The sequence below is a fragment of the Streptomyces auratus genome, assembly GCF_050433025.1.
Taxonomy (GTDB): Bacteria; Actinomycetota; Actinomycetes; order Streptomycetales; family Streptomycetaceae; genus Streptomyces; species Streptomyces sioyaensis.
Genome location: NZ_JBNGCB010000003.1, coordinates 169,060 through 195,981 on the forward strand (window position 1 = coordinate 169,060; position 26,922 = coordinate 195,981).

Below are 26,922 nucleotides of genomic sequence, written 5' to 3' on the forward strand. Positions count from 1 at the left end.
ACCGAGACCAAGGGACACCGCCCATGGCCACCAGCCGTCTGCTCCGCACCTCCGCCGCTGTCCTCGCGGCCACCGCTCTGCTGATCTCCGGCTGCTCCTCGGGGAGTTCGTCCCCCGGCGGCGAGGCGTCCGCGGGCGGCACCACGGAGGCCGGTGCCCAGCGCCCCGCCGACGACGCCACCCTTGCGCCCCTCCCGTCCTCCACCCCCGGCAACCTCCGCCCGTATTACGACCAGAAGCTGAGCTGGCATCCCTGCGGAGTGTCCGGATTCGAGTGCGCCACGATGAAGGCCCCCCTGGACTACGCCAAGCCCGACGCCGGCAACGACCTCAAGCTCGCGGTGGCCCGAAAGAAGGCCACCGGCCCCGGCAGCCGGATCGGCTCCCTGATGGTCAACCCCGGCGGCCCCGGCGGCTCGGCGATCGACTACCTCCAGCAGTACGCACCCCAGCCCGCCGCCGTCCGCGCCCGCTACGACATGGTGGCGATGGACCCGCGCGGCGTGGCCCGCAGCGCACCGGTCGAGTGCCTGACCAACAAGCAGATGGACAGCTACACCCAGATCGACCAGACCCCGGACTCACCCGCCGAGACCACCAAGCTCGCCAACGCCTACCGCGCGTTCGCCAAGGGCTGCGCATCCCGCTCCGGCAAGCTGCTCCCGCATGTCTCCACCATCGAGGCCGCCCGCGACATGGACGTCCTGCGCGCCGTCCTGGGCGATGCGAAGCTCACCTACGTGGGCGCCTCCTACGGCACCTTCCTCGGCGCGACCTACGCCGGTCTCTACCCCTCCCGCGTCGGCCGCATGGTCCTCGACGGCGCCATGAACCCGGCGCTCGACGCCCGCACCGTCAACCTCGACCAGACCGCCGGCTTCAACACCGCCTTCACGGCCTTCGCCGCGGACTGCATCAAGCACAAGGACTGTCCGCTCGGCACGAAGAGCACCGCGGACGCCGGCCGGCAGATGTCCGCCCTCTTCAAGAAGCTGGACGCTCACCCGGCAGCGACGGGGCAGGCCCGAAAGCTCACCGAATCCCTCGCCACCACGGGCGTCATCGCCGCCATGTACGACCAACGGGCCTGGCCCGTCCTGCGCGAATACCTCGCCCAGGCCAAGGGCGGCGACGGCCGCGGGCTGCTCACCCTCTCCGACAGCTACTACGAGCGCGACCCGAACGGCACCTACAGCAACCAGATGTACGCCAACCCCGCCGTCAACTGCGTCGACCTCGCGTCCGCCTTCCGTAACCCCGACCAGGTCCGCGCCGCCCTGCCCAGCTTCCGCAAGGCCTCTCCGGTCTTCGGCGAAAGCTTCGCCTGGGCCGCCATGAACTGCGCGTACTGGCCGGTCAAGCCCACCGGCACAACCCACCGCATCGAGGCCAAGGGCGCCGCCCCGATCCTCGTCGTCGGCACCACCCGCGACCCGGCCACCCCCTACACCTGGGCCAAGGCCCTCGCCGGCCAGCTCTCCAGCGCCACCCTCCTCACCTACGAGGGCGACGGCCACACCGCCTACGGCCGCGGCAGCGACTGCATCGACACCGCGATCAACACCTACCTCCTCGACGGCACCGTCCCCCCGAAGGGCAAACGCTGCAAGTGATCCGCACCACACCGCCCACACACCTTCCAGCCAACCGCTGACCAGCCCCTAAACCGGTTACAGAGCACCCCTCAGCGATGTGTAGACTGGGCCGCGCACCACGCCGCCTTAGCTCAGTTGGCCAGAGCAACGCACTCGTAATGCGTAGGTCTCGGGTTCGAATCCCGAAGGCGGCTCGGATTAACCCCAGGACTCACTCGCCGTGACCTGGGGTTTTTTCATGCGCGGGGCACGCCGATCCGCACGACGGGGATGCCGTGGATGTGCTTGCGTGAGCGATGCGTGAGCGGAGCCGCTCGGCGACCCACTTCTCGGGCTTCCTCCGCTTGGCTTTCTTCGCTGAAGGCCCGCCTGCAGACCAGCACGCCGGAGGAAGACCCCACCGCCGAAACCGGCCTGGCACCCCCTGGCGCCAGGCTACCGACGCCCTCGACACTCTCCACACCGACCTCACGAATGACGCACGAGTCCAGGCACACATCGCTGCCCTTGGCGAACTGATCGAAGCCACCGCCCAGAAAGCACCCACCGCCCTGCGAGACGAACTCCAAGCCGACTCGAAGGCGTTCTCTCGCGCCCAGCGGTCCCAGATCCGGGCAGAGGATCGAGCTGCCCAAGCCCTGCGGACCGCGGTGCGCGACATTGCCCACACCGCCGCCGGCCCCGACGGCAGCGCCCTCGCTGCCCTGATCGCGGGGCTTGTCTGGGATGCAATCGTCGCGGGACGCTGGCACGAGGCCAAGGGCCACGCCCACCAGGCCGACGCGGCCGGCCAAGCCTCCAGCAGCTTCAGAGCGCCGCCGACCACGCTCTCGCTCCGGGACTCGCAGAACCTCGCGCAACGTCAGCCGAAGGAGACGATCCGCCGCACCCTGGCCAGCGACGTACGAGCCGCCATACCCGAGCGTGCCGAGTGGATCCTCACCGACACCGGCTGGCCGGCTCTCGCCGCTGTCCTCGCCGACGCCGAAGCCCGCGGTCACAAACCGCACCAACTGCTCAAGGAGGCCGTAGCCCAACGTGAACTGACCACCGCCCGTCAGCCCGCCCGCGCTCTGATCACCCGCATCCAGCACACCGGACGCAACCCCGTAACCCACCGCCGCGCCGGACGCCGCCCGCCGTCGCACGACCCTCACAGCCTCGTTCCCGCCCACAGGGCCCGACTTCGCCCATCCATCATGGGAACTACGGCACCGGCCGAGCCGCAGCTTCGCCAGCGCCGTTAGCCCATTGCGCTGTACGACCGTGGCTCCGCTGTGGTCGTACAGCGAAAGTCAGGCCGCGCGCTCGGTGAATCGCCGCCCCTGCCGGAATCCGATCGGTAGGGGGCAGTCTTGCCCCAGGCTCACTGCCGGGCCACGTCGTACCGTGGCTGAAATGCGCTCCCATCAGGGCGGTTGTCAGTGCTGTATGCGACGGTCGCTACCTGTGAGCCGAAGCATGTCAGCGGCTCGCGACGACTACGCGTACACGGCCGAGGGGGAACACGGCATGGCTGGCGACGGCTTCGACATAGACACCGACCAACTCAAGTCCGCCGCACCGACATTCCACCGTGAGTCTGTCGCCCTGCAACGGGCGACGACCAAGCTTCGCCACACTCTCGGCGGGCTAGGAGAGCCCTGGGGCGGTGACGAGCAGGGCAAGAAGTTCGAGCACGTCTATGCCCCACACCAGGCGCAGATCGAGAAGGCGGCAGAAGCTCTGGTCAAGGGCCTGTCCAGCATCACCAAGGCCATGAACGACATGGCCGCCAACCACGAAGACGCTGACCACTCGGCCAAGTCCGGCTTCGAGGGCAGTAAGTGATGGGTGCTGCCGACAAGGCCAAGGAGATCGTCCAGGACCTCACCGGCATGTGGTGGCCGGAGGCCGATGAGGACGAACTCCGGGAGGCCGCCCGCGCTTGGCGCACCTTCGCGGATGATGTCGAGGACTGCACGGCCGCCTGCCACAAGAAGGCCCAAGACGTCATCGACAACAACAAGGGCAAGTCGATCGAGGCGTTCGGGGAGTTCTGGCGCAAGTACCACGGCGGCGGCAAGGGCTACCTCGACGACGTGGCCGCCGCCGCCCGCGACATGGCCAAGGCCCTGGACAAGTACGCCGACCAGGTCGCCGAGGCCAAGAGGAAGATCGAGCACGAGCTGGAGATCGCCGGCGCGGTCCTGGTCGCCGGTACGGCTCTGGCCCTCTTCACAGGAGGCATCAGCGAAGTCGCGGCAGCCGGCGCCACCGAGGCGATCGTCGCCGCAGCGAGTACGGCGGGCGTGGCCGTTTCCGCCACCGTCGCTGAGATCGCCGGAACGGTCCTGGCCACCGCCGCTATCGGTGGCGTCGAGGCCATCACCGTCGACGTGGTCGTCGCCCAAGGCGGCCGTAACCTCCTCGGCGACCAGCACGGGATCAACCTCCAGGAAGCCAGTGCCGCTGGCACGACCGGCATACTCCTCGGTGGGGCTTTCGGCGCCGGGGCCCGCGTGGCAACCAGGGCTGCCAAGGGGGCGGGCGCAGAATCCGCCCTCGGCGCGACCACGCTCGAGCTTGAGGGAATCAACTCCCTGCAAGTGCCAAGGGCCGGTTCGCTCAACATGAGCCGCCACTACGACGCCCGAGTTGCTTCTGACTCCACTGTCCCCGCGCCACCCAAGACCGCGGGTGATGCTCATCTCGCGGCCGGCGACCCCGTCTACTACCGCCCTGGCTCGACGGGGATCGGCTACGACTCAGCAACCCTGAAGAACCTTGACTGGGTGAAACCGAAAGACGGGTTCCACGACGTCGTCATCCATGGCAACGACCGCGGATTCTTCGAGCCGGGACGTGTCAACGCGCACGGCAACGGATTCTCCGGAGGAAACACCCACCCGGCTCAGATCGCGGATGCCATCCGGAACAACCCGAGTTACGACGGCGGTCCGGTCAGGCTCGTATCCTGCCATTCGGGAACGGCAGGTGAGGGCGTGAGCGTTACACCGGCAGCGCAACAGGTGGCAAACGAACTGGGCGTCCCTGTCATGGCGCCCACCAACAAGGTGGGTGTGATGAGGGGCGCCGGTGCCGGCCAGGAGCCGATCATCTTCGGCGACGGCTACTGGCGTACCTTCCTTCCCATAGCCCAGTGAGCACGGACACCAAGGACCCTCAATGAAAATTCTCGGTCACTACGAAGAGCTGTGGCTGGAGCGCGCTGGCACCCCCGACGGGAAACTCCAGGACTTCACGCGGGAGGCACGCGAACCGGACGAGGACCGGGTCGTGCAGTATCTCCGTGACGGTGAAGAGCTGTTCTCAGCTATGGGAACGGTCGGCGATATCCTGGGGTCGGACGAGCGCATCCTGGGTGGGGACTCCGTCTTCACCGATGGCGAGTGGATTTGGCGCGGGGATCTGTGGTTCTACCTGAGCCGCTACCACGTGCGCCTGCCGGACGAGTTTCTCGCCCGTGCCCGCGCGCAGGGGTACAAGCTGCCCGTTGTGGATGAGGCACGCCTGATTTCCCTGTCTGACGAGGTGCAGGAAATTCTCTGACGCTGTCGAGGGCTCGACATCCGCCAACACCGCAGCTGGAACGACTACCCCGATCAGTCGTGATCGCTCCGACCCATCAAGACCCCGTACCCCTTCGTACCCTCGCCGACTGTCGTGGCTTGGCCCGATCGCGGTGTCCGAGATCGACTTGGGATCCGGTGCTACGGTCGCCCGCATGAGGCTCTCGGCACCTTCGGCGCGCTCCGTCGACTTGCGAGTCGAACCGGTTGACAACGTTCTCGATCACGTAGCGCGATCTCTTCAAGTCGACCTGGACCGGGACACGGTGGTACGTAAACGCCGCTCGTTCGGAGCGCGGACGGGCCGGCGTACGTGGGTCCGTATCGAGCGGCGCGGGCTCGACAAAATCGGCGTGCAGGGCTGGAACGGCACCGAGTGCCCCAAGACCGATCGGATGGGGTTCCAGGAGAATGCCGCGTTCATTGAGCTCCGAGGATTTGCTAGAAGTGCCACAGACTGGGCGGCAAAGGAGCGGAAGAGGATCCGGGACGAGGGGCGGCTCGGGAAGTCCGCGCAGACTCGACGCATTGAGCGTCCCCCTGCCATCGAGCGCCACGAGGCGGGCAGGGATTCCACAGGTGAGGCTGGGGCTACGGAGCCTGCAATGCCGGAGCTGCTGACCTTGATGCCGACGCTGCCTGTTCAGCGTCAAGCGACAGCCCTGCCGGAGGTGCCGCGGGAGCGGCTCTTTTACCGCTCGCTTGCCACGGCTGGGGTTCTTGCTGTCGCGCTTGCACATGACACAGTCGATGGAAGCGAGGCTGACCCTGGAGTCGACCTTGCCGGAGTCGCCGTACGGGGAGCTGGGGGGCGCGTCCTTCCACATCCGTCTGCCGGTGCGGCCCGTGGGCGAGTGAAGAGCAGGGCTCAGAAGGTATCCGTCCCCGCGTAGTTTGCGTGAGCGCTACGTGAGCGGACGGGGCGGCACATGCTGGACCCGGCGTCACGTCGATCAAGGTCGCAAGTCTCTGATCAGCGGAAACGGGATCCAGCGGCACCGCTCAGCACTAGCCGGGATGATCTTGCACCCCTCGTAATGCGTAGGTCTCGGGTTCGAATCCCGAAGGCGGCTCCATCTGAGGCCAGGTCAGACATGCTCTGACCTGGTCTTTTGTGTTGCCGTCCTGATGGTCGGTCAGTTTGTGGGTGGCGTCATGCGTAGGGGAGTGCGAGGGGTGCGCGCCAGGGTCCGGTGAGCCAGGCCTGTGGCCTGGGATTTTTGCGGAAGGTGGCGATTGCGGCGACCCGGCCTCTGCGGAGGCCGGCAGTTGCCGGCCGGTCCCTCAGTTGCCGGCCAGTCCCTCGGCTGCGTTTCGGCCGGCGTCGGCGGTGCGGCGGAGGAAGTCGGCGAGCCGTTCAAGCTCGGCGTCGTCGTAATCGGCGCAGATCTGCTCCACCGAGGAGTTCATCCCGGCGAAGAGCTCCAGCAGTTCGGCGTTGCGCTCGCGCAGGGCTCGGACCAGGAAGGCCCGGCGGTCCGCCGGGTCGCGGTCGCGGGTCACCCAGCCGGCGCGTTCGAGCCGGTCGAGAACCCCAGTCGTCGTGGCGGCGTGCAGCCCGGCTCGTCGTGCCAGGGCGGTCGGGCTCAGCGGACCGTGGGTGTTGATGAGGTCGAGGCAGTCCAGGTCGATGTCTTTGAGGCCGAGGCGGGTGCCGACCTGGCGGTTGAGCAGGGTCAGCTCGGCGCCCAGCTCGCGCAGTCCCTGCTTGACCTCGACCGTGGCCCGTCGTCGACGTCGGGCCGCATCCCCAGATTCTACGGGAACCATAATGTACGCCTCTCAAATCAATATGCTACGGTTCTCGTATATTACGGCACCCGAACGACGGGGCCGGGGTGAGGGGGCATCGACATGTTCGTGGTGATCGGAGCGACCGGGAGCGTCGGACGCGAAGCGGTGAACCTCTTGCTGGAAGCCGGCGAGAAGGTGGCGGCGGTAACCCGCGATCCAGCCGCCGCCCTGCCCGATGGTGCGCAGGTGGTGCACGGGGATCCGTCCAGGCCGGACAGCCTGACCGCATTGCCGGACGGCGTCGAGGGGGTTCTGCTCAGCCCGCGTGCTGTCGGTGGAGCCGCCGCTGAGCTGCTGTCGCTGGCCGCGGCTCGGGGCGCGCGGCGGGTGGTGGTGCTGTCGGCCGCGACCGTGGAGCACCCTGCCGGCCACCGGCGGTTCGCCGACGAGTTCAGGGCGGTGGAGGAAGCCGTCAGGGACTCCGGCCTGCAGTGGACGTTCCTGCGGTGCGCCGACTTCGCCGCCAACGCGCTGGCCTGGGCTCCACAGATCCGCGCGACCGGCGTCGTGCGTGGCGCCTACGGCGACGCGGCGACCTCGCCGATCCACCAGCGCGACATCGCAGAGGTGGCCCTACGGGCACTGGCGGGCCCCGGGCACGCAGCGCACGCGGGGCGTGCCTACCTGCTCACCGGCCCACTGTCACTCGACCAGCGGGACAAGGTCCGCCTCATCGGCGAGGCCATAGGCCGGGACCTGTCCTTCCAGGAGCTCGCTCCCGAACAGGTCCGCCAGGCCATGCTCGCCCAGGGCCTGGCCGAGGACCTTCCCGACCGGCTCCTTGGCTCCCTGGCCGACTACGCGAACACGCCGGGCCCGTCCACGGACACCGTGGAGCAGCTCCTGGGCCGCCCCGCACTCACCTTCGCCGCGTGGGCCGCCGACAACATCGCCGCCTTCGCGGCCCCGGCCGGCTCATGAGCCCGCGGCCGCGACAGGGAGGAACGATGGTGCCGAACAGTCCGGTTGCCAAGGTCGTGCGGTGGGCCGGCCTGTTTTTCTCGGGCGTCTTCGCGGGTTTCCTCGTCTCCGTGCTCGTCCTCGAACTGTCCCTGCGGGGCTTCGACCGGCACGTGTACACCCAGGTCCGTCAGGTCGAACTCGATTCGCTGGACAAGCTCGCCGTCGCCACGCTCCTGCCGGCACTGATCACCACGGCATTGCTCGTCGCCTTCACGTTCAAGGCGTCAGGACGCACCCCCTGGTGGACGCTGATGGCCCTCACCCTGCTGGTCGGGATCCTCGCCCTGACGCTCGTGATCAACATGCCGATCAACGCCGACCAGCTCGACTGGAATGTGCAGGCGCCGCCCGCGGACTGGGCGACCGTACGTGATCACTGGCAGATCGCCCACGGCGTGCGGACAGGCGCGGCCGTGCTCGCGTTCACAGCCTTGATCGCCCATGCGACGGGAACATCGCACGGCACCCACCAGGCGACATCGACGTCGCCGCACCGCGGACTCCCCGCCGCACCAGAAGATTCCCCGCTGCACCAACGGACCTGAGGGAGATCGACATGAGGGAGATCGAACTGTCCGCCGGGACCATCGCATACGAGGACACCGGCGGCGACGGCCCGACGGTGGTGCTCCTGCACGGGCTGATGATGGACGCCTCGCTGTGGGACGGACCGATCGCCGACCTGTCCGCCGACCACCGGTGCGTGGCACCGACGCTGCCGTTCGGCGCGCACCGTCGCGCGATGCACGCCGACGCCGACCTCTCGCTGCCCGGGGTGGCACGGCTGGTCACGGAGTTCCTCGACCGCCTCGATCTCCACGACGTCACCCTCGTCGGCAACGACACCGGCGGAGCACTCGTCCAACTGCTCATGTGCGACGGCGCCGCACGCGTGGGACGGGCCGTGCTCGTCTCATGCGATGCGTTCGACAACTTCCTGCCAGGACTGACCGGCAAGACGCTCGTGCTCACCGGCAAGCTCCCGCCCCGGATGTTCGGGCTGTTCATGCAGCAGATGAGGCTGCGGCCGCTCCGCCGCCTCCCGATCGCGTTCGGGTGGCTGACACTGCGCGGAGACGCCGCCACCGCCCGGTGGACGAAGCCGGTCATGAAGCAGCCCGGGATCCGCCACGACGCCGTACGAACACTGCGAGCCGCAGCGGCAGACACCGACCTCCTGCTCGCCGCGGCCGAACGCCTGCCGAACTTCACGTCCCCCGCCCTCGTGGTCTGGGCAAGCGGTGACCGCGTGATGCCCCCCGAGCACGGCCGACGCCTCGCCGAACTCCTCCCCCACGGACGGCTGGTCGAGATAGCAGACAGCTACACCCTCGTCCCCCTGGACCAGCCGACGAAACTCGCCCAACTCCTCCGGGAGTTCACCCACGCATCCGACGCCACCTAGGACGGAACCCCTTGGACCACGACCAGGCGAACACTGCCTGATACGGCATTGGCGCGAGCTCGCGTGAGCGGACCACCCCACGATCCTGCGGGTGGTGCCGCCGGTGCACGCCGCGGGCCCGCGTCCGGTCGCAGAGCGTCTGGGGCCGTGCCGTGCGATCCCGGGTGTGAGGGCGCCCTGCTGGCGTATACCGGCTATTACGGCGTATGCGGCTGAACCACTCGGTGCCGGGCGCCCTCGCGGGCGAGGCGGAGCGATCCCGGTATCTGGATGCGTGGATCGTAACGCTACTGAGTGGAGCGAAACGCAACTGAATCGTGACTGTCTTCGCGCTCATTCGGCCACGGTCCCCCCTCCCGCCACGGTGTACCTGCCGGTAATGTCGGCCGCCATCGACCGGGGGGATGGACGGCTCTTCCGAGGGCCAGTATTGCGAAACGGTGCGAGGAGGCCTGATGGCGACTGATCCGCAGTCCGTACCTTCGGGGCGATCGCATGGCCGCTCGGACGAGCGCTGGCAGCGTATGTGGAGCCATCGCGAGCATCTGCTGAGGGTCGCGCGCAGGCGGTCCATGAGCGTCGAGGATGCGGAGGACGCCGTACACGAGGCGATGGTGCGCGCCATGGAGACTCCGCACGTCGAGGACGAGCGGCTCGGGGCGTGGCTCACGACCGTGACCATGCGTCTGTGTGTCGACCGGTACCGCCAGACCAAACGTGAAGCCGAGGTCGGCACCCGCTCGACGCTGACCCCGCACCCCATCGCCCCCGTCGACGAAGTGGTGTGCGATCGCGCCGAGGCCAAGTGGCTGGCGAGCCGGAGCGGCGAACTGCCCGCACGGCAGGCGGAGGCGCTCTGGCTCAAGTCGGAGGACCTGGACGTCGGCCAGGTCGCCCGGAAGATGGGGCTGAGTTACCGGACGGTCGAGTCGCTGCTCGCCAGGGCCCGTCGTACGATGCGCAACTCGCTCGGCGCGACGCTCGCCACCGGCTTCTGGATGTGCTGGCGCGGCCGGCCCCGGCTGGGCAGCGGTGCGCAGGTGGCGACGGTGGCGTCCACCGCGGCGACGCTCGCAGCTCTGGGGTTCGCACTTCCCTCCATACAGAGGGAGATGGGGGAGGGCGGAGTTCGTCCGCCGGCTTCCTCCCAGGCCGTGGCCGACTCGCCCACGGCGGAGGAGGGCCACCACCGGACCGACGCGCCCGGCCCCATGGCCGGATCGGAACCCCGCGGTCCCGCCGCGTGGGGACCGGACGGGCCGTTCGCCGGCGCCCCTCTGATGCTTCTCGACGTGTCGCTCCCGCTGCCGCCGCTGACGGAATCGGCTGTTCCGGCCACCCCGTCCGTTCCTCGGATGCTGTCCGTACCGGACGTCAAGGATGTTCCGAAAGCGCCCGATGTTCCGAAAGCCCCGGCGGTGCCCGGTCCTTCTGCCGCTTCTTCGGCGCCCCTGATTGCTCCGGCCGCTCCGGCTGTTCCGGCCGCTCCGGCTGCTCCGTCCGTCCCGGGCACGCCTGCCGAGGACGCCGAGGACGACGCACCGGTGGTCACCCCGAGCGCCGCCGACGAACTGCCGCGCGTGCCCCGCGCACAGTGATGTTTGCCCCTCGTCGACGCAGGATTGCGGCCCGGTAAAAAAATCTTGGCGGACGAGCGACGGACGCCCCGCCCTCCCCCGTAGAGCTGATGACAGAGCTACTTCAGGGCTGAAGGGCGGGCCGGATGGGTGTCGAGATCTGCGTGGAAGGGTTGACCAAATCCTTCGGTCAGCAGGTTATTTGGCAGGACGTATCGCTGACTCTGCCCGCCGGGGAGATATCGGTCATGCTGGGCCCTTCGGGCACCGGCAAGTCTGTTTTCCTGAAGACGCTCGTCGGCTTGCTGAAGCCGGACCGAGGCTCGATCACGATCGCGGGGAAGGACATCACCCGCCTCCGCGAGCACGACCTGTACGAGGTGCGCAAGCTGTTCGGCGTCCTCTTCCAGGACGGTGCGCTGTTCGGCTCGATGGACCTCTACGACAACATCGCCTTCCCGCTGCGTGAGCACACGCGCAAGTCCGAGGGCGAGATCAAGCGGATCGTCCTGGAAAAAATGGACATGGTCGGCCTGATCGGAGCCGAGGAGAAGCTGCCCGGCGAGATATCGGGCGGTATGCGCAAGCGAGCGGGTCTGGCGCGGGCGCTGGTGCTCGACCCGGAGATCATCCTCTTCGACGAGCCCGACTCCGGGCTCGACCCGGTGCGCGTGGCGTACCTCAACCAGCTGATCGTCGACCTGAACGCGCAGATCGACGCCACCTTCCTGATCGTCACCCACGACATCGCCTCGGCCCGCCAGGTGCCGGACAACATCGGCCTGCTCTTCCGCCGCGAGCTGGTGATGTTCGGCCCCCGCGAAGACCTGCTCACCAGTGAGGAGCCGGTCGTGGGCCAGTTCCTCAACGGACGCATGCAGGGTCCGATCGGCATGGCCGAGGAGAAGGACGCGGCCCAGGTCAAGCAGGAACTCGCCGAGCTCCATGCCGGAAACCACCGCGGCCCGAAGGGCGGCAAGGGATCGGGCGGGGGCAAGATCCCGCGCCTGCTGCCCAGCCCCGGCATCACCCGCTCGCCCCGCTGGGAGGGGATCGCCGAGCACGAGGAGAAGATGCAGCGGCTGCGGAATCTGCGCGTGGCCGTGGGCCCGGACGGCGGGGGGAGCGGAGCATGAGCCTCTCGCCCACGGCCGGGCTGAAACATTCGGGCAGCCTCTTCTCGCTGGCTCTGGATGTTCTCCGCACCCTGCCGCGCCGCCCCTTTCAGCTGCGGGAGTTCATCCAGCAGTCCTGGTTCATCGCGAGCGTCACGATCCTGCCGACCGCGCTGGTCTCCATCCCGTTCGGCGCTGTCATCGCACTTCAGATCGGAAGCCTGACCCGGCAGCTGGGCGCACAGTCCTTCTCCGGAGCCGCGTCGGTCCTGGCGGTCCTCCGTGAGGCGTCGCCGATCGTGACCGCCCTCCTCATCGCAGGAGCCGGCGGCTCCGCGATCTGCGCGGACCTCGGCGCACGCAAGATCCGCGAGGAGACCGACGCCATGGAAGTCCTCGGCATCGATCCGATCCACCGGCTGGTCGTCCCCCGTGTGCTGGGCTCGATGGCCGTGGCGGTGCTCCTCAACGGACTGGTCTCCGTGGTCGGCGTGAGCGGCGGCTACTTCTTCAACGTGGTGATGCAGCACGGGACGCCGGGCGCGTATCTGGCCTCCTTCACCACCCTCGCGCAGCTGCCCGACCTCTATTGGGCCGAACTGAAAGCGCTGCTCTTCGGCGCCATCGCGGCGATCGTCGCCTCGTACAAGGGCCTGAACGCCAAGGGCGGTCCGAAGGGTGTCGGCGACGCGGTGAACCAGTCGGTCGTCATCACCTTCATGCTGCTGTTCGTCACCAACTTCGTGATGACCGCGGTCTACTTCCAGCTCGTTCCGCAGAGGGGTTAGTGATGGCGCTGTCCAAACGATTCCTCTCCGGCCCCCTCCGCACCCTCGAAGAGCTCGGGACCCAGCTGTCCTTCTACGGGCGCTCCCTCGCCTGGACCGGCCGCACCCTGCGCCGTTACAAGAAGGAGGTCCTGCGCCTGCTGGCCGAAGTGAGCTTCGGCCGCGGAGCGTTGGCGGTCGTCGGCGGCACCGTCGGTGTCATCGCCTTCCTCTCCTTCTTCACCGGCACCGAGGTCGGACTCCAGGGATACACCGCGCTCAACCAGCTCGGCACCTCCAACTTCGTGGCGTTCCTCTCCGCCTACTTCAACACCCGTGAGATCGCACCCCTGGTCGCCGGGCTCGCACTCTCCGCCACGGTCGGCGCCGGGTTCACCGCCCAGCTCGGCGCGATGCGGATCAGCGAGGAGGTCGACGCCCTTGAGGTGATGGGCGTCCCCTCACTGCCGTTCCTGGTCACGACCCGGATGATCGCCGGGTTCATCGCGGTGATCCCGCTCTACGTGGTCGGTCTGCTGTCCTCGTACTTCGCGGCCCGGACGATCACCACCGGCTACTACGGCCAGTCCAGCGGCACGTACGACCACTACTTCCAGCAGTACCTGCCACCCATCGACGTGCTCTGGTCGTTCGGCAAGGTGATCCTCTTCGCCGTCGTGATCATCCTTGTCCACTGCTACTACGGCTACTGCGCCAAGGGCGGCCCCGCGGGGGTCGGTGTGGCGGTCGGCCGCGGTGTACGGACGTCCATCGTCGCCATCAACATCCTTGACTTCTTCCTCAGCCTGGCGATCTGGGGAGCCACCACGACCGTGCGGATCGCGGGGTAGCCGATGTCGACAACCCATCCCTTCAGGCTGCGGCTCTACGGCGTCGTCTTCCTCGTCGTCATCGGCCTGCTGCTGTCGCTCACCGTGGCGATCTACCAGAAGGTGTTCACGCCGGCCGTGGCGATCACCCTGCAGGCGGACACCGTCGGCAACCAGCTGGACCCGCCCGCCGACGTGAAGCTGCGCGGCCTCGTCGTGGGCGAGGTCCGCGAGGTGCGGGCCGACGGCGACAAGGCCACGGTCGACATCGCGCTCTCCCCCGAGCACGCGTCGCTCATCCCGGCCGACGTCCACGCCCTGTTGCTGCCCAAGACGCTGTTCGGCGAGAAGTACGTCGACCTGGAGGTCCCGAAGAAGCCCGCCGCGCGGCCCATCCGGGCCGGAGACGTGATCACTCAGGACCGTACGAAGGCCGCCATCGAGCTCCAGAAGCTGATGAACGACCTGTTGCCGCTGCTCCGTGCGGTCCAGCCGGCCAAGCTGAACGCCACGCTGTCCGCGGTCGCCACCGCATTCGAGGGCCGCGGGGACGAGATCGGTGCGAACTTCGAGCGCGTCGAGCGCTACCTCCACCGCCTCAACCCGCACATGCCGGCGATGCGCAAGGACATCTCGCGGCTGGCCGACGCGGTCGAGCTCTACGGTGACGCCGCCCCCGACCTGCTGAGAATCCTGCACAACACCATCACCACCAGCCTGACTGTCGTCGACAAGAAGGACGAGATGGCCTCGACCCTCACCGGGACGACCACCTTCGCGCACACCGCGAAGGACTTCCTCGACGAGAACTCCGCGCGGTTCATCACCCTCGGTCGCGTCTCCCGCCCCACCCTCGCGCTGCTCGATCGCTACTCACCCGAATTCCCCTGTCTCCTCAGTGGTCTGACGAAGGAGGAACCGCTGGCCGAGCAGATCTTCCAGGGCGGGAAGATGCACATCACCCTGGAGGCCGTCCTGCCCAGGTCCCCCTACCGCCCCGGCGAGGAGCCGCGCTACGCCGACCGCTCCGGTCCCCACTGCCGCGGACTTCCCCACCCCGGCACGCCCCAGCCGCCGATCAAGCTCGACGACGGCACCAAGGGCTCCGGCGGCTCGGCATCCGCAGGACAGAGCGGCGTGACGGCAACGGCCGCCGAGCAGCGGGTCATCGGCTCGCTCGTGGCCCCGGTCATGGGTGTGCCCGCCGATGAGGTGCCGTCCGTGACGACCCTGCTCTTCGGCCCGATGGCACGGGGAACGGCGGTGAGCGTCGCATGAAGGCCATGGAAACGGCCGCGCCGCTGGTCAAGTTCAGCATCTTCGCCGCGGTGACCCTCCTCGCGACAGCGCTGCTCGCGGCCACGATCGTCAACGTCGACTTCACCCCCAAGGACACCTACAAGGCGGTGTTCAGCGACGTCACCAGCCTGGAGAAGGGCGACGACATCAGGGTGGCCGGCCTGCGCGTCGGCGAGGTCGAGGACATCGAGATCAAGGACCGGACCCTCGCCGAGGTCACCTTCAGCGTCACCGAGGACCGGCCGTTGCTCACCTCGACGCGCGCCGTCATCCGTTTCCGGAACCTCGTCGGGCAGCGGTACATCGCGCTGACCGAGGGGGCCGGGGACGGCACCCGGCTCAAGCCCGGAAGCAGCATCCCGCTCTCCCGTACGCAGCCCGCCCTCGACCTCAACGCGCTGCTGAACGGCTTCAAGCCGCTCTTCGCCGCGCTGAGCCCGAAGGACGTCAACCAGCTCGCGTCGGAGATCATCAAGACCCTGCAGGGCGAGGGCGGCACGGTCAACAGCCTGCTCGCGCACACCGCCTCGCTCACCACGACGCTCGCCGACCGCGACCAGCTGATCGGTTCCGTGATCGACAACCTCAACGAGGTGCTGGGAACGCTGGACAAGCGCAGCACGCGCTTCTCCGGCCTGCTCAAGCAACTCCAGCGGGTGATCTCCGGACTGTCCGCAGACCGCGTGGCGATCGGCGACTCGCTCACCGGCATCGGCGACCTCACGGGTGCCACCTCCGGCCTGCTGCGGGACGGCCGTCCGGCGCTGCGGTCCGACATCGCGGGACTGTCGGAGCTCTCCGGGACGCTGAACAAGAACCAGAAGACCGTGGAGGGCGTCCTGAAGCGACTGCCGCACAAGCTCAACAAGCTGACCGCCACCGGCTCGTACGGCTCCTGGTTCAACTTCTACCTGTGCGACTTCGACGGCCGGATCATGCTGCCGCAGACGGCGAAGGCGTACACGCCCGACCTCCACGTCGCCCAGGCGAGGTGCGGCCGATGATTCCCTTCCGCGAGCGCAACCCCGTCACGATCGGAGCGGTGGGCCTCATCACCCTCGCGTTGCTGATCGCCGGCGCGTTCAACATCGAGAGCCTTCCGCTGATCGGGAACGGAGCGGAGTACAGCGCCGCCTTCTCCGAGGCGGGCGGTCTGAAGTCGGGTGACGAGGTCCGCATCGCCGGGGTCAAGGTCGGCAAGGTCGGCGACGTCGACCTCGACGGCGACCACGTCAAGGTCACCTTCCGGGTGAAGGACGAGCCGAGGTTCGGGACCGACACCGGCGCGTCCATCCGGGTCAAGACGATCCTGGGAGCCAAGTACCTCTCACTGGAGCCCAAGGGCACCGGTCAGCTGGAGCCCGGGAGCGAGATCCCGCTGAAGCGGACGGTGTCGGCGTACGACGTGGTGGAGGCGTTCAGCGACCTGACCACGACCAGCGAGAAGGTCGACACCGAGAACCTGGCGAAGGCCATGGACACCATCTCCACGACCTTCAAGGACTCGCCCGCCGAGGTCAAGGCGTCCATCAAGGGGCTGTCCCGGCTCTCCAGGACCGTGGCCTCGCGCGACAAGGAGCTGCGTGAGCTGCTCTCGCACGCCAACGGCGTGACCGGTGTGCTCTCCGACCGGTCGAAGGAGTTCATGAAGTTGGTGAAGGACGGCAGCGCGCTCTTCGCGGAGATCAACAAGCGGCGCGCGGCGATCCACAACCTGCTCGTGAACGCCTCCGAACTCGGCGTGCAGCTCTCCGGCCTCGTCGACGACAACCGCCGGCAGATCGGCCCCGCGCTGAACCGCCTGAACACCTTCGTCGGGATGCTGCAGCGCAACGAGAAGAGCCTCGACCGCAGCATCAAAGGGCTGGCGCCCTTCGTCCGGGTCTTCACCAACACCCTGGGCAACGGCCGCTGGTTCGACACCTACATCCAGAACCTCGTCGCCGCGCCCGCGACCGTGCGGGGCGGCTCGTCCGCGCCCCAGACACCCTCGGGAGGGTCCCGATGAACCGGCCACCGAACCGGCCCCGGCGCGGGTCCCTGCAGCGGCCCCGGTGGACCTTCCTGCCGCAGGGGCGCACCGGCCGCCTCCCGCAGGGGAGCGCCGGCCGTACAGACACCCCCGTGCGGGTCCCGATGAACCGGCCACCGGACCGGCCTCGGCGCGGGTCCTTGCAGCGGCCGCGGTGGACCTTTCTGCCGCAGGGGCGCGCCGGCCGCGTCCCGCAGGGGAGCGCCGGCCGTACAGACACCCCCGTGCGGGTCCCGATGAACCGGCCACCGGACCGGCCTCGGCGCGGGTCCTTGCAGCGGCCCCGGTGGACCTTCCTGCCGCAGGGGCGCACCCGCCGCCTCTCCCAGGGGCGCATCCGCCGCGTCGTCGCGCTCGGCACCGCCCTGTGCCTGCTCGTCGCCGGCCTGGCCGTCGCGTTCTGGCCGAAGCCGGACCCCGTCAAGGTCACCGCGTACTTCCCGCGGACCGTCGGCATCTACCCCGGTTCGGACGTCCGCGTCCTCGGCATCCCGATCGGGGAGGTCAAGAGCGTCACCCCGCAGGGCCGCAGGGTGCGGGTCGAGATGGAGTACGAGGCCGGTCGCAAGGTGCCCGCGGGCGCCAAGGCCGCGATCGTCAACTCCTCGGTGGTCAGCGACCGTTACGTGCAGATGCTGCCGGTGTACCGCGGGGGCCCGGCCATGAAGAGCGGCGCGGTCATCCCCGAGGAGCGGACGGCCGTACCGGTCGAGCTGGACCGGATCTTCGACAGCCTCCACACCACATCGGAGGCGCTCGGTCCGCGCGGTGCCAACAAGAACGGAGCGCTGTCCCGGCTCATCGGCGTCAGTGCGGACAACCTCAAGGGGAACGGCAGGAACCTGAACCAGACGATCAAGGATGTCTCGCAGGCCCTCACCACTCTCTCCGACGGACGCAAGGACATGTTCGGGACGGTGAAGAACCTTCAGGTGTTCACGGCCGCGCTGGCCGCGGACGACGACAGCGTCCGCTCGTTCAACGACAGTCTGGCCACGACCGCGCACCAGCTCTCCGGCGAGCGCAAGGACCTGGCGGAGGCGTTCAAGAACCTGTCCGTCGCGCTCAAGGACGTGTCCGGATTCGTCCATGGCAACAAGAAGGCGCTGACCCGCAATGTGAAGGGTCTCAGCGAGGTGACCCGCGTGCTGGTCAAGCAGCGCGCCGCGCTGGAGGAGCTGATGGACGTCGCGCCCGCCGGTCTCGGCAATCTCGCGCACGCCTACAACCCGGCATCGGGCACGCTGGACACCCGTAACAACGCCGAGCAACCGCAGGATCCGGCCGGCCTGATGTGCGCCCTGCTCAGGACGGCGGGCGAGAAGTCGGACTGCCACGACCTGGGGAAGCTGTTCGGTGGCCTCCCGAAACTGCCGACCGCCAACTCCCTGACCGGCGCGGTCCCCCCGGCGCCCGGTGTCGCCACGACCGACAAGACGCTCGGCGGCATCCTGGGAGCCCAGGCATGACCGCCCCGCGCAAAGCGGCCGCGTGGGCGGTCGCCGGGGCGCTGCTGCTGACCGGCTGTGAGTTCAACGGCCTGTACGACGTCCCGCTCCCCGGCGGCGCCGCCGCCGGAGACGCGTACCACGTGACGGTCGAGTTCCGGGACGTGATGGACCTCGTGCCGCAGTCCGCGGTCAAGGTCAACAACGTCACCGTGGGCGCCGTGGAGAAGGTGGAGCTGCACGGCTGGCAGGCGCGTGTACGGCTGCGCGTCGACGACACGGTGAAGCTGCCGGCCAACGCCGTCGCGGAGCTGCGCCAGACCAGCGTGCTCGGTGAGAAGTACGTCTCGCTCGCCAAGCCCGCGGACGTAGCGCCCGTCGGCAGGCTCACCGAGGGCGCGAAGATCCCGCTGTCCCGGAGCAACCGGAACGCGGAGATCGAGGAGGTGCTGTCCGCTCTGTCGGCGCTGCTCAACGGCGGCGGTGTGGCGCAGCTCCACACGATCACCGTGGAGCTGAACCACTCCCTGGCGGGCCGCGAGGACCGGGTGAAGAACCTGCTGACCGAGCTGGACACCTTCCTCGGCGGCCTGGACGACCAGCGCTCGGAGATCATCCGCGCCATGAAGGGCATCGACCGGCTGTCCACGAGGCTCGCGCGGGAGAAGACCACGATCGGCCGGGCGGTCGACACCATGTCGCCGGCCCTGAAGGTCCTGGCCGACCAGCGCAAGGACCTGACGCGGATGCTGCGCTCCCTGTCCGACCTCGGCACGGTCGGCACGAAGGTGATCAACGGCTCACGGGACGACACGATCGCCAACCTCAAGCACCTGCAGCCGATCCTCACCCAGCTGAACAAGGCGGGCGACGACCTGCCCAACGCGCTGGAGCTGATGACCACCTATCCGTTCCCGCGCAACTCCGTCGACGCCATCAAGGGCGACTACACCAACCTGCACATCACCGCGGATCTCGACCTGAAGAGCATCTACGGCAATCTCTCCAACGGCGGCGGCAAGAAGCCCGGTTCGCCGCACAAGCCGAAGCCCAAGCTCCCCGGCACGCCCGATCTGCCGGCCACCCCGCACGTGCCGGACCTGCCCGGTCTGCCGACACCGTCCTCGGCGCCCTGCCTGCCCGGCAGCGACTGCGCAGACGGCCAGGGAGGGGACAAGGGATCGTCCGGCGGCGGCGTGCTCTGCCCGCCGGTGTGCACCAGCAGCTACGACGCCCACCAGGGCAGCGGCGGGACCGGTTTCGGCGACGGCGTGGACCTGGGCCTCGCGGAGCTCCTGACGAAGGGGATGCAGCCATGATCACTCGTACGGTCAAGGTCCAACTGCTCGCCTTCTCCGCGGTCACCGCGATCGGTGTGTCGTACGTCGGCGCCGAGTACGCGGGACTGGGCGACCGCCTGACGGACAGCGGGTACTCCGTGCAGGCCCGGTTCGCCGACTCCGGCGGCATCTACTCGGGCGCCGAGGTCACCTACCGCGGCGCGCCCGTGGGCCGCGTCGGCGATCTGCGCCTGGTCGGCTCGCGCGTCTCGGCGGAGCTGCGTATCGAGGACGGCTCGCGTATCCCTGCCGACACGCTCGCGGTCGTGGCGAACCGCTCGGCGGTGGGCGAGCAGTACATCGATCTGCAGCCGCGTGCCGCAGGCGGCCCGTATCTGCACGAGGGCAGCACGATCTCCCCCCAGGACACCCGCACGCCGCTGCCGACCACGGAGATGATCCGCAGCCTGGACCGCCTCGTCGGCTCCGTGGACAAGAAGGACCTGCGGACCACCGTCGACGAGCTGGGCCAGGCGTTCACCGGCACGGCCCCGCACCTGACCCGGATGGTCGACTCGGGCAACCGGCTCGTGGAGTCGGCGAGCGACAGCCTGCCCCAGACGATCTCGCTGATCGACGACTCGCAGACCGTCCTGAAGACGCAGAACGACAAGGGCTCGGCCTTCAAGTCGTTCTCCCGCGATCTGGCGGACCTCACCGGCCAGATCAAGGACAGCGACCGCGACGTCCGGCGGCTGGTGGACGGCGGTTCGACGGCGGCGCAGGAGATGGACTCGCTGCTGAAGGCCAACCGGAAGGCGCTGCCGGTCCTGCTGGGGAACCTGATCAGCGGTGGACAGGTCACCGTGGCGCGGCTCCCCAACGTGGAGCAGACGCTGGTCACCTTCCCGGTCGTCGTGGCCGGCAGCTTCACCGTGTTGCCGGGTGACGGCACCAGCCACTTCGGCCTGGTGGTCAACGCCGACGACCCCCCGTCGTGCCGGCAGGGCTACGGATCGACGCAGCGGCGCGACCCGAAGGACACCCGCGAGGTGCAGGCGAACACGTCCGCGCGCTGCACGCTCCCGCGGGGCAGCAAGAGTTCGGTCCGCGGCGCGCAGAACGTTCCGCGGCCCACAAGCTCCGAGGTGCGGGGCGGCGGCGATCCGGCGTCGTACATCGCACCGTACGATCCCGCGACCGGCCAGGCCGCCGGTCCGGGCGGGGGGACCGTCCAGATCGGCTCGACGGGCGGAGAACAGAGTGCGTTCGGAAAGGACTCGTGGCAATGGCTGCTCGTCGGACCCATGGCATGATCCGCCGCCTGGCGGAGCGTACGGCGGCGTCCGCGCCGCGCCCTGCGACCGAGGCCGTGCGCGCGGCGCGGGAGAGCCGGGTGCTCCCCGTGGTGCTCGCCGGCGTCCTCGCCGTGCTGGTGGTGCTCTCCGGCTTCTTCGGGGTGCGGCTGTACCAACAGCACGGGGAGGAACAACGTAACCAGGACATTCTGGCGGCGGCCCGGCAGTCTGCGGTGAATTTCACCTCGCTCGACTACCGGCACTACGACCGGGACAGCAAGAACGTCCTGAAGGGCGCCACCGGTGACTTCAAGGAGCAGTTCACCACCCAGACCAAGGAGCTCACCAAGCTGGTCACGGACAACAAGTCGGTTTCTGAGGGACATGTCCTCGAAGCCGGTATCGCCAAGGCGGGCGCCACATCCGCCCAGGTCCTGGTCGTGGCCGACAGCAAGGTGACCAACGTCGCCGCGCCCCAGGGCCAGGCCCGCAACTACCGGCTGCAACTCGACCTCGTGCTCGAGGGCGGGCGGTGGCTGACCTCGAATCTCGAGTTCGTCGGCTGACCCGTCGGCTGATCCGCACCCCCCAGCCGTCTGGCGAGTAAGGAGAAACACCGTGACCAAGGCGACCGTACGAGGCCGCGCCGGCGCCGGCGCCGGCACATCGGCCCGGCAGCGATCCGTGGCGGCGGCCGCCCGCGCCGCCTCCAAGCGGGCCGAGAAAGCGCATGAGTCGGCCCTCGACGAGGAGGAGGCGGCGACGGAGAGCGCGGTGGTGGACGAAGCGTCCGGTTCCGGGGCCGAGGCGGGCGCCGAGGCCCGGGAGCGGGCGAAGGGCGCCGTCCGTGGCGAGGCCGGAGCGGAGAAGAACGCAGGAGCGGAGAAGAGCGCGAAGCCGGCCCGCCGGATCTCCGGTGCGGTGACCGCCGTGCTGGCCGCACTCGTCGTGGCGGGCCTCGTCGCCGCCGCCATGCTGGGCTGGGAGTACCGGGAGGACCGGCGGACGCAGGAGGCGCGCACCGAGGCCCCGGCCGTCGCGCGCAAGGACGCGCCGGAGATCCTCTCCTACGACCACCGCCACCTCGATCGCGATTTCGCGAAGGCCCGCGCCCACCTCACCGGCTCCTTCGCGGGCAAGTACCGCAAGACGACCACGAGGGTGGTGGCGCCCACCGCCGAGAAGTACCAGGGCGTCGTCACGGCCACGGTGGCGAAGCCCCCCGCCGGGGGAGCCTCCGCCGCATCGGTGGTCTCCGCCTCGCCGGAGAAGGTCGTCGTTCTCCTCTTCATGAACCAGGTCACCAACAGCACTCAGGTGTCCGGTCCGCGCCTCGACCTCAACCGGGTCCGCATGACGCTCGTGGACACCTCCGGGGGCTGGAAGGTGAGCGCGCTCGACGCCCTGTGACGGTGTGCCGCGCATCGGTGGAACCCGCCGTTCCAGACAACCTGGACCGCCAACTCACCTGGCGGCCCGGGGCGCTGGCGCATCCACGGCCACGGCGGGATCATTGCGCCATGGACGAAGAACTCCCCGATACCGACGAATTGCGGCACGCGGTACGTGAGTTGGCCGATGCCTTGGAGACGATGCTGAACCTCGTGAAAGCCGACGCGGTCCCCAGGACTCCCGAAGCGATGCGTCTCATCAGGGATGCCATCACCACACTGGAGGTATCCGGTGACTTGCGCGCGCATCCCGTCCCGGCCGGTGAGCTTCTCCCGCTGGCCGCCGCCATCAACGCCATGACCATCGCCGCGCGGGAGCAGATCCTTGACGACGCGGTCGCTGCCTCCCCCGTGCCGGACCACCCGCCGGTGTAGCCGAGGCGCCGCCCGGGCGGGAGCAGGCCGACGGCGGTCACCAGGCCGGCCACCCGTACGGGGCGGTCGGTGATGGTCCGACGCAGTGCGGCGGGCAGATCGCAACTCCCCCTCCCGTGCTGGCCGTTGCGGGACGGGCCAGGTCAGCGGTGGTGTGGTCGGTCGCGTCCGGTGCGGCGCAGGGTGCCGGTGCGGAAGACGGGTCATTTCTTCCCGGTCAGCCCGGTCTTCCTGCCGTCCTTGATCACCGCGATGCCCCGGGGCACCTCGACCCTGAACTTCGCGTCGCAGAACGCGATCCCGCTGCACCCCGCGTCGATGTCGAGGGTGTCGCCCTTGAGCGTCCACGTCAGATGCTCGCTGCCCGCGGCCGCGTCGAACCAGCGGATGACCTTGATGTCCTTGCGGTCGGCGGCGACGAGGTCGGTGGCCACCTCGTGCGTCGTCAGCTTCAGGGCGGTCCCGGCGTACCGGAAGCTCTTCGACTCCGGCTTCTGCTGCGAGGCGTCCACGGAACAGCCGGTGACTCCGAGGGCGGTGGCCGCCACCGCGACGACGAGGGCAACGGACCGGCGCGGGCCGGGACTGGGAAACATCGGTTCCTCCACGGGTACGGGATGGTGCACTCCGAGGAGGATCCCGAGCCGGGGCGGGCCGCACATCTGCCGTTCGGCAGATATCGGGTCAGCGAAGGGCGGGCCCCGGCAGCACACAACGGACCCGCCAGCCCTGCGCGTACGGGCCCGCCTCCAGCTTCCCGCCCAGAGCGCCGACCCGCTCGGCGAGGCCCGCGAGGCCGGTGCCGCCGCCCTGCCGGGTGCCGTCGGGCGTGGCGGGCCCGGCGTGGTCGGCGATCGAGATCTCCACGCCGCCCTCGGGGGTCGGGCCCGCGCACACCTCGACCCCGCCGGCCCGCGGCGCATGCCGCCGTACGTTGGTCAGCGCCTCCAGCACCACGCGGTACGCGGTGTCCTCGGCCTCGGGTGCGAGCGTGCCGGCCACCTCGTCCGCCAGGGACAGAGTGACCTCCGCGGGGGACATCGCGGAGAAGCGGTCGAGGAGTTCGGGCAGATCGGCCAGGCCGTGGAGCCGGGTGGGTCCGGGCTCCTCCCAGGGGCGGCCGTCCGCCTCGCGCAGGGTGGTCACCGTCCGGTCCATGGAGTCCAGCGCCCGCAGCCCGGCCTGCTCGATGCGCTCCAGCAGTGCGCGGTGTTCCGCCGGCCCGGGGTCCTCGCCCAGCTGGGCCGCCTGGGCCTCCAGGACGATGCCGGTCACCTCGTGGGCGACGAAGTCGTGGAGATCGCGGGCGACTTCGAGCCGCTGCTCGCGCCGGGCCAGCGCCACGGCATGCGCCCGGCGGTTGTCCAGCGACCGCAGAGAGAGCCCGACGCCCGCCGCTCCGGCGGCCGGGAAGAGGGCCAGCGCGGCCAGGAAGACCGATTCTTTGAGCCCCGTGTGCGGCGCGTGCAGGGTGAAGCGCAGCGGCAGCAGGACCGTGGCGGTGCCGGTCAGGGCACCGACGAGGCCCACGCGGGGCGCCGGTACGTGCCGTACCACCCGCTCCAGGAGCACCAGCAGCGCGAGCGTCTCGAACGGGAGCCAGAGCAGGGCCGCCTCGGCCCGCCCGAACGGGATGAAGTCCGCGACCAGGGAGAGCGCTGCGACCCCGCCCGCCGCCCGGTCGAGCGGGAGCCGGCCCGCCGGCCGGACCGCCATCGACACCACCAGCGCCAGCGCGGCCAGCACCGCCGGCGGCAGGGCCTCGCGCGGCCAGAGGGCGGCGGGCAGGAGCATCGCCGCCGCGGCCGCCCCGGACCACCGGCGGCGTCTTCGCCGGCGGGGCGCGTCGTCCTCCCCGACGGCGAGGCCGGGCACCCGATCCGTGGCGCGGGCGGGCACCGTCATCCCGGCGTCCGTCCGGTGGCGTATCCCAACTCCCAGGCCCGCACGGCGATCCCGACCCGATTGCGTACCTGGAGCTTGCGCTGGATGCTCGCGACGTGGGTCTTGACCGTGCCCGCGGAGATGAACAACTCGCGGGCGATATCGGCATTGGTCCTGCCCTCGGCGACCTTCCCGGCGATCTCCACCTCCCGCTCGGTCAGCACCGGATCGCGGCGGCGCGGGCGGCGCCCGGCCGTCGGCCCGGTGACGTGCTGCAACAGCCGTACGGTGATCGACGGGCTGATCAGGCTGTCACCGGCCATGGCCGCCCGCACCGCCTCGGTCAGCAGCGCCGGTCCGGAGCGCTTGAGCAGAAAGCCCGAGGCGCCGAAACGCAGCGCGGGATAGACGTATTCGTCGAGGTCGAAGGTCGTCACGATGACGATCCGGACCGGGTCGGGCGCCGCGGGGTCGGCGAGCCGGCGGGTCACCTCCAGGCCGTCCATCCGCGGCATCCGGATGTCCACCAGCGCCACATCGGGCCGCAGCGTGCGCCCGAGCTCCACGGCGTCCGCGCCGTTCGCCGCCTCGCCGACCACTTCCATATCGGGCTGGCTCTCCACGATGCGGCGCATGCCCCGGCGGACCATCTCCTGGTCGTCGGCGATCAGTAGGCGAATCGTCACAGGCGGGAATTCTGCCGTACGGGGCGCGAGGGGGCCGCCGAATTCCCTGCCGGGCGGGGAATCGGCGGCGGGTGTGGACCCGCGTGGCTCCGGCGGCGGCCCGCACGGATGGCGGGCCGCACGGGACCTCGTCACCCGGCCGCCCGGATCCCCTCCCCACCCATGCTGAACTGGGGAAATGCTCTCGGAGGGGCGGCCGGCGATCGGCGGCAGGGGGGTGTACTCGCGTGGCGGGTGCGGGGGGATCCGGGCATGTTGAGGTGACAGCCGTGGTCCTGGACCGGAGGAAGGGCCTGACGGGGCGTACCTGGCGCAGACGGGGCCGTCTGCGGTGAGCGGACCGGGAGGCTCCCGCATGCTTCGGAGATCGCTGCGGATACCCGCCGCCTCGGTCGCCTACCTGGTGACGGCCGCGGTGTCGTCGTCCGTGCTCTCCGCCGGACCGGGGGAGTACGCGGACGTCGCCGTGATCAGCGGTGCCCGGGCCGGCCCCGGCACGGCGGCGACCCGGGTGATCGCCCACCGCGGCGCCTCCCGTGATGCGCCGGAGAACACCCTCGCCGCCGTCGACGCCGCACACCGTCGCGGACTCATCTGGGTGGAGAACGATGTGCAGCGCAGCAAGGACGGCCGGCTGGTGGTGCTGCACGACGCCACGCTGGAGCGGACCACCGACGCCGCGAAGGTGTTCCCCGGGCGGGCGCCGTGGCGAGTGGGAGACTTCACGGCTGCCGAGCTCGCGCGGCTGGACGCCGGGAGCTGGTTCGGCGCACGGTTCGCGGGGGAGCGGCTGCCGACGCTCGCCGCTTATCTGCGCCGTCTGGACCACAACGGGCAGCGGCTGCTGCTGGAGATCAAGGCGCCGGAGAAGTATCCCGGTATCGAGGCGCAGGTCCTCCGCGAACTACGGGCACTGGGGTGGCTGGATCGCGCCCATGTCCGCAGCCGGCTGGTGATCCAGAGCTTCTCCGTGCGCTGCGTCAAGGCCGTGCACGAGCGGGCACCGCAGGTGCGTACCGGAATTCTGGGCGCGCCCGACGTGCGTCGGCTGCCGGGCTATGCGCGCTTCGCCGATCAGATCAACCCCCCGCTTTCCGCGGTCAGTTCAGGCTGGCTGGCGGCCGTGCACCGGCTGCGCGGGCCGCACGGGCGCGCCTTGGAGGTCTATGCGTGGGACGTGGCGAAGAACACCACCGCGCGGTCCGTGCGTGCGCGGGGCGTCGACGGTGTTATTGAATAATGGGCAACGGACGGTGATTCGAGGGGCATTGTCCAGATCGCTCGCGGTGCCGGGGTCACGCCACGGCGGCGCACCGCCGTCCGCGCTGCGTGAAGGAGCTGTGGAGGGCGGATGCGCCGCGTGTGGCCGCGGCAGTCGGGGATTTACGTGATTCCCGCCGCGGGGCTAAGGTGCCTGAGGTGTTCGACACCGCCACACTCCCCGTAAAAGAACTAAGACGCAGGATTTGGCTTTTGGGTTCCGATGTGCGGCCCGGTGCGGGCCATCGCCCAGTTCCTCCCCTGGGATCCTTTCGGGAGGCTCCTTGACGA

Annotated in this window: 26 protein-coding genes, 1 tRNA gene and 1 pseudogene; 24 read left to right on the forward strand and 4 right to left on the reverse strand. The window is 69.5% G+C overall.

Going from position 1 to position 26,922, the window contains the following annotated elements; translation table 11 throughout:
- The first annotated feature begins 23 nt into the window (after positions 1 to 23).
- The 7 genes and pseudogenes from BKA18_RS20265 to BKA18_RS20295 all read left to right on the forward strand — a co-directional run.
- Positions 24 to 1,613: an alpha/beta hydrolase gene (locus BKA18_RS20265; RefSeq protein ID WP_366044114.1), complete on the forward strand. Its 1,590-nt coding sequence runs from the start codon at positions 24 to 26 to the stop codon at positions 1,611 to 1,613.
- A gap of 102 nt (positions 1,614 to 1,715) precedes the next feature.
- Positions 1,716 to 1,789, forward strand: a tRNA-Thr gene (locus tag BKA18_RS20270).
- A 456-nt stretch (positions 1,790 to 2,245) separates the two neighbouring features.
- Positions 2,246 to 2,842: a hypothetical protein gene (locus tag BKA18_RS20275; RefSeq protein WP_429638462.1), complete on the forward strand. Its 597-nt coding sequence runs from the start codon at positions 2,246 to 2,248 to the stop codon at positions 2,840 to 2,842.
- A 214-nt stretch (positions 2,843 to 3,056) separates the two neighbouring features.
- Entirely contained in the window at positions 3,057 to 3,425 is a 369-nt protein-coding gene (locus tag BKA18_RS20280) for a WXG100 family type VII secretion target (RefSeq protein ID WP_366044115.1), read from the forward strand.
- A complete protein-coding gene (locus tag BKA18_RS20285) occupies positions 3,425 to 4,741 on the forward strand; it encodes a WXG100-like domain-containing protein (protein WP_366044116.1) in 1,317 nt (438 codons plus the stop codon). The genes BKA18_RS20280 and BKA18_RS20285 overlap by 1 nt, the downstream gene beginning before the upstream one ends.
- 22 nt (positions 4,742 to 4,763) lie before the next feature.
- Positions 4,764 to 5,147 carry a hypothetical protein gene (locus BKA18_RS20290; protein ID WP_366044117.1) on the forward strand — a complete coding sequence of 128 codons (384 nt, stop codon included), beginning with the start codon at positions 4,764 to 4,766 and terminating at the stop codon, positions 5,145 to 5,147.
- A gap of 175 nt (positions 5,148 to 5,322) precedes the next feature.
- Positions 5,323 to 5,544, forward strand: a pseudogene (locus BKA18_RS20295) (hypothetical protein); the annotation flags it as partial.
- A 907-nt stretch (positions 5,545 to 6,451) separates the two neighbouring features.
- On the opposite strand, the gene BKA18_RS20300 reads toward BKA18_RS20295, so the two are convergent.
- Entirely contained in the window at positions 6,452 to 6,937 is a 486-nt protein-coding gene (locus BKA18_RS20300) for a MarR family winged helix-turn-helix transcriptional regulator (RefSeq protein ID WP_366044118.1), read from the reverse strand.
- Between the two features lie 84 nt (positions 6,938 to 7,021).
- Here BKA18_RS20300 and BKA18_RS20305 point away from each other — a divergent pair, with 84 nt between their 5' ends.
- From BKA18_RS20305 to BKA18_RS20380, 16 genes are all read left to right on the forward strand, one after another.
- The gene (locus tag BKA18_RS20305; protein ID WP_366044119.1) at positions 7,022 to 7,882 is read left to right on the forward strand and encodes an NAD(P)H-binding protein; all 861 of its coding nucleotides are present in this window, start codon (positions 7,022 to 7,024) and stop codon (positions 7,880 to 7,882) included.
- Between the two features lie 26 nt (positions 7,883 to 7,908).
- Entirely contained in the window at positions 7,909 to 8,469 is a 561-nt protein-coding gene (locus tag BKA18_RS20310; protein WP_366044120.1) for an anthrone oxygenase family protein, read from the forward strand.
- An 11-nt stretch (positions 8,470 to 8,480) separates the two neighbouring features.
- The gene (locus tag BKA18_RS20315; protein ID WP_366044121.1) at positions 8,481 to 9,329 is read left to right on the forward strand and encodes an alpha/beta fold hydrolase; all 849 of its coding nucleotides are present in this window, start codon (positions 8,481 to 8,483) and stop codon (positions 9,327 to 9,329) included.
- Positions 9,330 to 9,853: 524 nt separating this feature from the next.
- Positions 9,854 to 10,927: an RNA polymerase sigma factor gene (locus BKA18_RS20320; RefSeq protein ID WP_366044229.1), complete on the forward strand. Its 1,074-nt coding sequence runs from the start codon at positions 9,854 to 9,856 to the stop codon at positions 10,925 to 10,927.
- A gap of 125 nt (positions 10,928 to 11,052) precedes the next feature.
- Positions 11,053 to 12,042: an ABC transporter ATP-binding protein gene (locus BKA18_RS20325; RefSeq protein ID WP_366044122.1), complete on the forward strand. Its 990-nt coding sequence runs from the start codon at positions 11,053 to 11,055 to the stop codon at positions 12,040 to 12,042.
- Positions 12,039 to 12,809, forward strand: a complete 771-nt coding sequence (locus BKA18_RS20330; protein WP_366044123.1) for an MlaE family ABC transporter permease — start codon at positions 12,039 to 12,041, stop codon at positions 12,807 to 12,809. Before BKA18_RS20325 ends, BKA18_RS20330 begins: the two co-directional genes overlap by 4 nt.
- Before the next feature lie 2 nt (positions 12,810 to 12,811).
- The gene (locus BKA18_RS20335; protein WP_366044124.1) at positions 12,812 to 13,639 is read left to right on the forward strand and encodes an MlaE family ABC transporter permease; all 828 of its coding nucleotides are present in this window, start codon (positions 12,812 to 12,814) and stop codon (positions 13,637 to 13,639) included.
- Positions 13,640 to 13,642: 3 nt separating this feature from the next.
- Positions 13,643 to 14,896 (forward strand): MCE family protein, encoded by a 1,254-nt coding sequence (locus BKA18_RS20340; RefSeq protein ID WP_366044125.1) that lies wholly within the window; start codon positions 13,643 to 13,645, stop codon positions 14,894 to 14,896.
- Positions 14,893 to 15,921, forward strand: coding sequence for an MCE family protein (locus tag BKA18_RS20345; RefSeq protein WP_366044126.1), 1,029 nt, complete (start codon positions 14,893 to 14,895; stop codon positions 15,919 to 15,921). Before BKA18_RS20340 ends, BKA18_RS20345 begins: the two co-directional genes overlap by 4 nt.
- Positions 15,918 to 16,925, forward strand: a complete 1,008-nt coding sequence (locus BKA18_RS20350) for an MCE family protein (RefSeq protein ID WP_366044127.1) — start codon at positions 15,918 to 15,920, stop codon at positions 16,923 to 16,925. Before BKA18_RS20345 ends, BKA18_RS20350 begins: the two co-directional genes overlap by 4 nt.
- Positions 16,926 to 17,089: 164 nt before the next feature.
- Entirely contained in the window at positions 17,090 to 18,418 is a 1,329-nt protein-coding gene (locus BKA18_RS20355) for an MCE family protein (RefSeq protein ID WP_366044128.1), read from the forward strand.
- Positions 18,415 to 19,716 (forward strand): MCE family protein, encoded by a 1,302-nt coding sequence (locus tag BKA18_RS20360; protein ID WP_366044129.1) that lies wholly within the window; start codon positions 18,415 to 18,417, stop codon positions 19,714 to 19,716. Before BKA18_RS20355 ends, BKA18_RS20360 begins: the two co-directional genes overlap by 4 nt.
- On the forward strand, positions 19,713 to 20,993 hold the full coding sequence (locus BKA18_RS20365; protein ID WP_366044130.1) for an MCE family protein: 1,281 nt from the start codon (positions 19,713 to 19,715) through the stop codon (positions 20,991 to 20,993). Before BKA18_RS20360 ends, BKA18_RS20365 begins: the two co-directional genes overlap by 4 nt.
- On the forward strand, positions 20,966 to 21,541 hold the full coding sequence (locus BKA18_RS20370) for a hypothetical protein (RefSeq protein ID WP_366044131.1): 576 nt from the start codon (positions 20,966 to 20,968) through the stop codon (positions 21,539 to 21,541). The genes BKA18_RS20365 and BKA18_RS20370 overlap by 28 nt, the downstream gene beginning before the upstream one ends.
- 52 nt (positions 21,542 to 21,593) lie before the next feature.
- Positions 21,594 to 22,385: a hypothetical protein gene (locus BKA18_RS20375; RefSeq protein ID WP_366044132.1), complete on the forward strand. Its 792-nt coding sequence runs from the start codon at positions 21,594 to 21,596 to the stop codon at positions 22,383 to 22,385.
- 110 nt (positions 22,386 to 22,495) lie between these two features.
- Positions 22,496 to 22,801 (forward strand): hypothetical protein, encoded by a 306-nt coding sequence (locus tag BKA18_RS20380; protein WP_366044133.1) that lies wholly within the window; start codon positions 22,496 to 22,498, stop codon positions 22,799 to 22,801.
- Positions 22,802 to 23,004: 203 nt separating this feature from the next.
- On the opposite strand, the gene BKA18_RS20385 is transcribed toward BKA18_RS20380, so the two are convergent.
- The 3 genes from BKA18_RS20385 to BKA18_RS20395 form a co-directional block, all read right to left on the reverse strand.
- Positions 23,005 to 23,397 carry a hypothetical protein gene (locus BKA18_RS20385; protein WP_366044134.1) on the reverse strand — a complete coding sequence of 131 codons (393 nt, stop codon included), beginning with the start codon at positions 23,395 to 23,397 and terminating at the stop codon, positions 23,005 to 23,007.
- Positions 23,398 to 23,485: 88 nt separating this feature from the next.
- Positions 23,486 to 24,706: a sensor histidine kinase gene (locus BKA18_RS20390; RefSeq protein WP_366044135.1), complete on the reverse strand. Its 1,221-nt coding sequence runs from the start codon at positions 24,704 to 24,706 to the stop codon at positions 23,486 to 23,488.
- Entirely contained in the window at positions 24,703 to 25,371 is a 669-nt protein-coding gene (locus BKA18_RS20395) for a response regulator (RefSeq protein ID WP_006604088.1), read from the reverse strand. The genes BKA18_RS20390 and BKA18_RS20395 overlap by 4 nt, the downstream gene beginning before the upstream one ends.
- Before the next feature lie 355 nt (positions 25,372 to 25,726).
- Here BKA18_RS20395 and BKA18_RS20400 point away from each other — a divergent pair, with 355 nt between their 5' ends.
- A complete protein-coding gene (locus tag BKA18_RS20400; RefSeq protein WP_366044136.1) occupies positions 25,727 to 26,611 on the forward strand; it encodes a glycerophosphodiester phosphodiesterase in 885 nt (294 codons plus the stop codon).
- The last annotated feature ends 311 nt before the right edge of the window (positions 26,612 to 26,922 follow it).

What these genes read in the sequence shown, in the direction of transcription:
- BKA18_RS20325 (WP_366044122.1), top strand. Translation starts at nt 11,053, where the DNA reads ATGGGTGTCGAGATCTGCGTGGAAGGGTTGACCAAATCCTTCGGTCAG.
- BKA18_RS20385 (WP_366044134.1), bottom strand. Translation starts at nt 23,397, where the DNA reads ATGTTTCCCAGTCCCGGCCCGCGCCGGTCCGTTGCCCTCGTCGTCGCG.
- BKA18_RS20400 (WP_366044136.1), top strand. Translation starts at nt 25,727, where the DNA reads ATGCTTCGGAGATCGCTGCGGATACCCGCCGCCTCGGTCGCCTACCTG.
- BKA18_RS20320 (WP_366044229.1), top strand. Translation starts at nt 9,854, where the DNA reads ATGTGGAGCCATCGCGAGCATCTGCTGAGGGTCGCGCGCAGGCGGTCC.
- BKA18_RS20360 (WP_366044129.1), top strand. Translation starts at nt 18,415, where the DNA reads ATGACCGCCCCGCGCAAAGCGGCCGCGTGGGCGGTCGCCGGGGCGCTG.
- BKA18_RS20310 (WP_366044120.1), top strand. Translation starts at nt 7,909, where the DNA reads ATGGTGCCGAACAGTCCGGTTGCCAAGGTCGTGCGGTGGGCCGGCCTG.
- BKA18_RS20280 (WP_366044115.1), top strand. Translation starts at nt 3,057, where the DNA reads ATGTCAGCGGCTCGCGACGACTACGCGTACACGGCCGAGGGGGAACAC.
- BKA18_RS20340 (WP_366044125.1), top strand. Translation starts at nt 13,643, where the DNA reads ATGTCGACAACCCATCCCTTCAGGCTGCGGCTCTACGGCGTCGTCTTC.
- BKA18_RS20290 (WP_366044117.1), top strand. Translation starts at nt 4,764, where the DNA reads ATGAAAATTCTCGGTCACTACGAAGAGCTGTGGCTGGAGCGCGCTGGC.
- BKA18_RS20300 (WP_366044118.1), bottom strand. Translation starts at nt 6,937, where the DNA reads ATGGTTCCCGTAGAATCTGGGGATGCGGCCCGACGTCGACGACGGGCC.
- BKA18_RS20285 (WP_366044116.1), top strand. Translation starts at nt 3,425, where the DNA reads ATGGGTGCTGCCGACAAGGCCAAGGAGATCGTCCAGGACCTCACCGGC.
- BKA18_RS20365 (WP_366044130.1), top strand. Translation starts at nt 19,713, where the DNA reads ATGATCACTCGTACGGTCAAGGTCCAACTGCTCGCCTTCTCCGCGGTC.
- BKA18_RS20330 (WP_366044123.1), top strand. Translation starts at nt 12,039, where the DNA reads ATGAGCCTCTCGCCCACGGCCGGGCTGAAACATTCGGGCAGCCTCTTC.
- BKA18_RS20350 (WP_366044127.1), top strand. Translation starts at nt 15,918, where the DNA reads ATGATTCCCTTCCGCGAGCGCAACCCCGTCACGATCGGAGCGGTGGGC.
- BKA18_RS20315 (WP_366044121.1), top strand. Translation starts at nt 8,481, where the DNA reads ATGAGGGAGATCGAACTGTCCGCCGGGACCATCGCATACGAGGACACC.
- BKA18_RS20380 (WP_366044133.1), top strand. Translation starts at nt 22,496, where the DNA reads ATGGACGAAGAACTCCCCGATACCGACGAATTGCGGCACGCGGTACGT.
- BKA18_RS20265 (WP_366044114.1), top strand. Translation starts at nt 24, where the DNA reads ATGGCCACCAGCCGTCTGCTCCGCACCTCCGCCGCTGTCCTCGCGGCC.
- BKA18_RS20335 (WP_366044124.1), top strand. Translation starts at nt 12,812, where the DNA reads ATGGCGCTGTCCAAACGATTCCTCTCCGGCCCCCTCCGCACCCTCGAA.
- BKA18_RS20390 (WP_366044135.1), bottom strand. Translation starts at nt 24,706, where the DNA reads ATGACGGTGCCCGCCCGCGCCACGGATCGGGTGCCCGGCCTCGCCGTC.
- BKA18_RS20370 (WP_366044131.1), top strand. Translation starts at nt 20,966, where the DNA reads ATGGCTGCTCGTCGGACCCATGGCATGATCCGCCGCCTGGCGGAGCGT.
- BKA18_RS20305 (WP_366044119.1), top strand. Translation starts at nt 7,022, where the DNA reads ATGTTCGTGGTGATCGGAGCGACCGGGAGCGTCGGACGCGAAGCGGTG.
- BKA18_RS20345 (WP_366044126.1), top strand. Translation starts at nt 14,893, where the DNA reads ATGAAGGCCATGGAAACGGCCGCGCCGCTGGTCAAGTTCAGCATCTTC.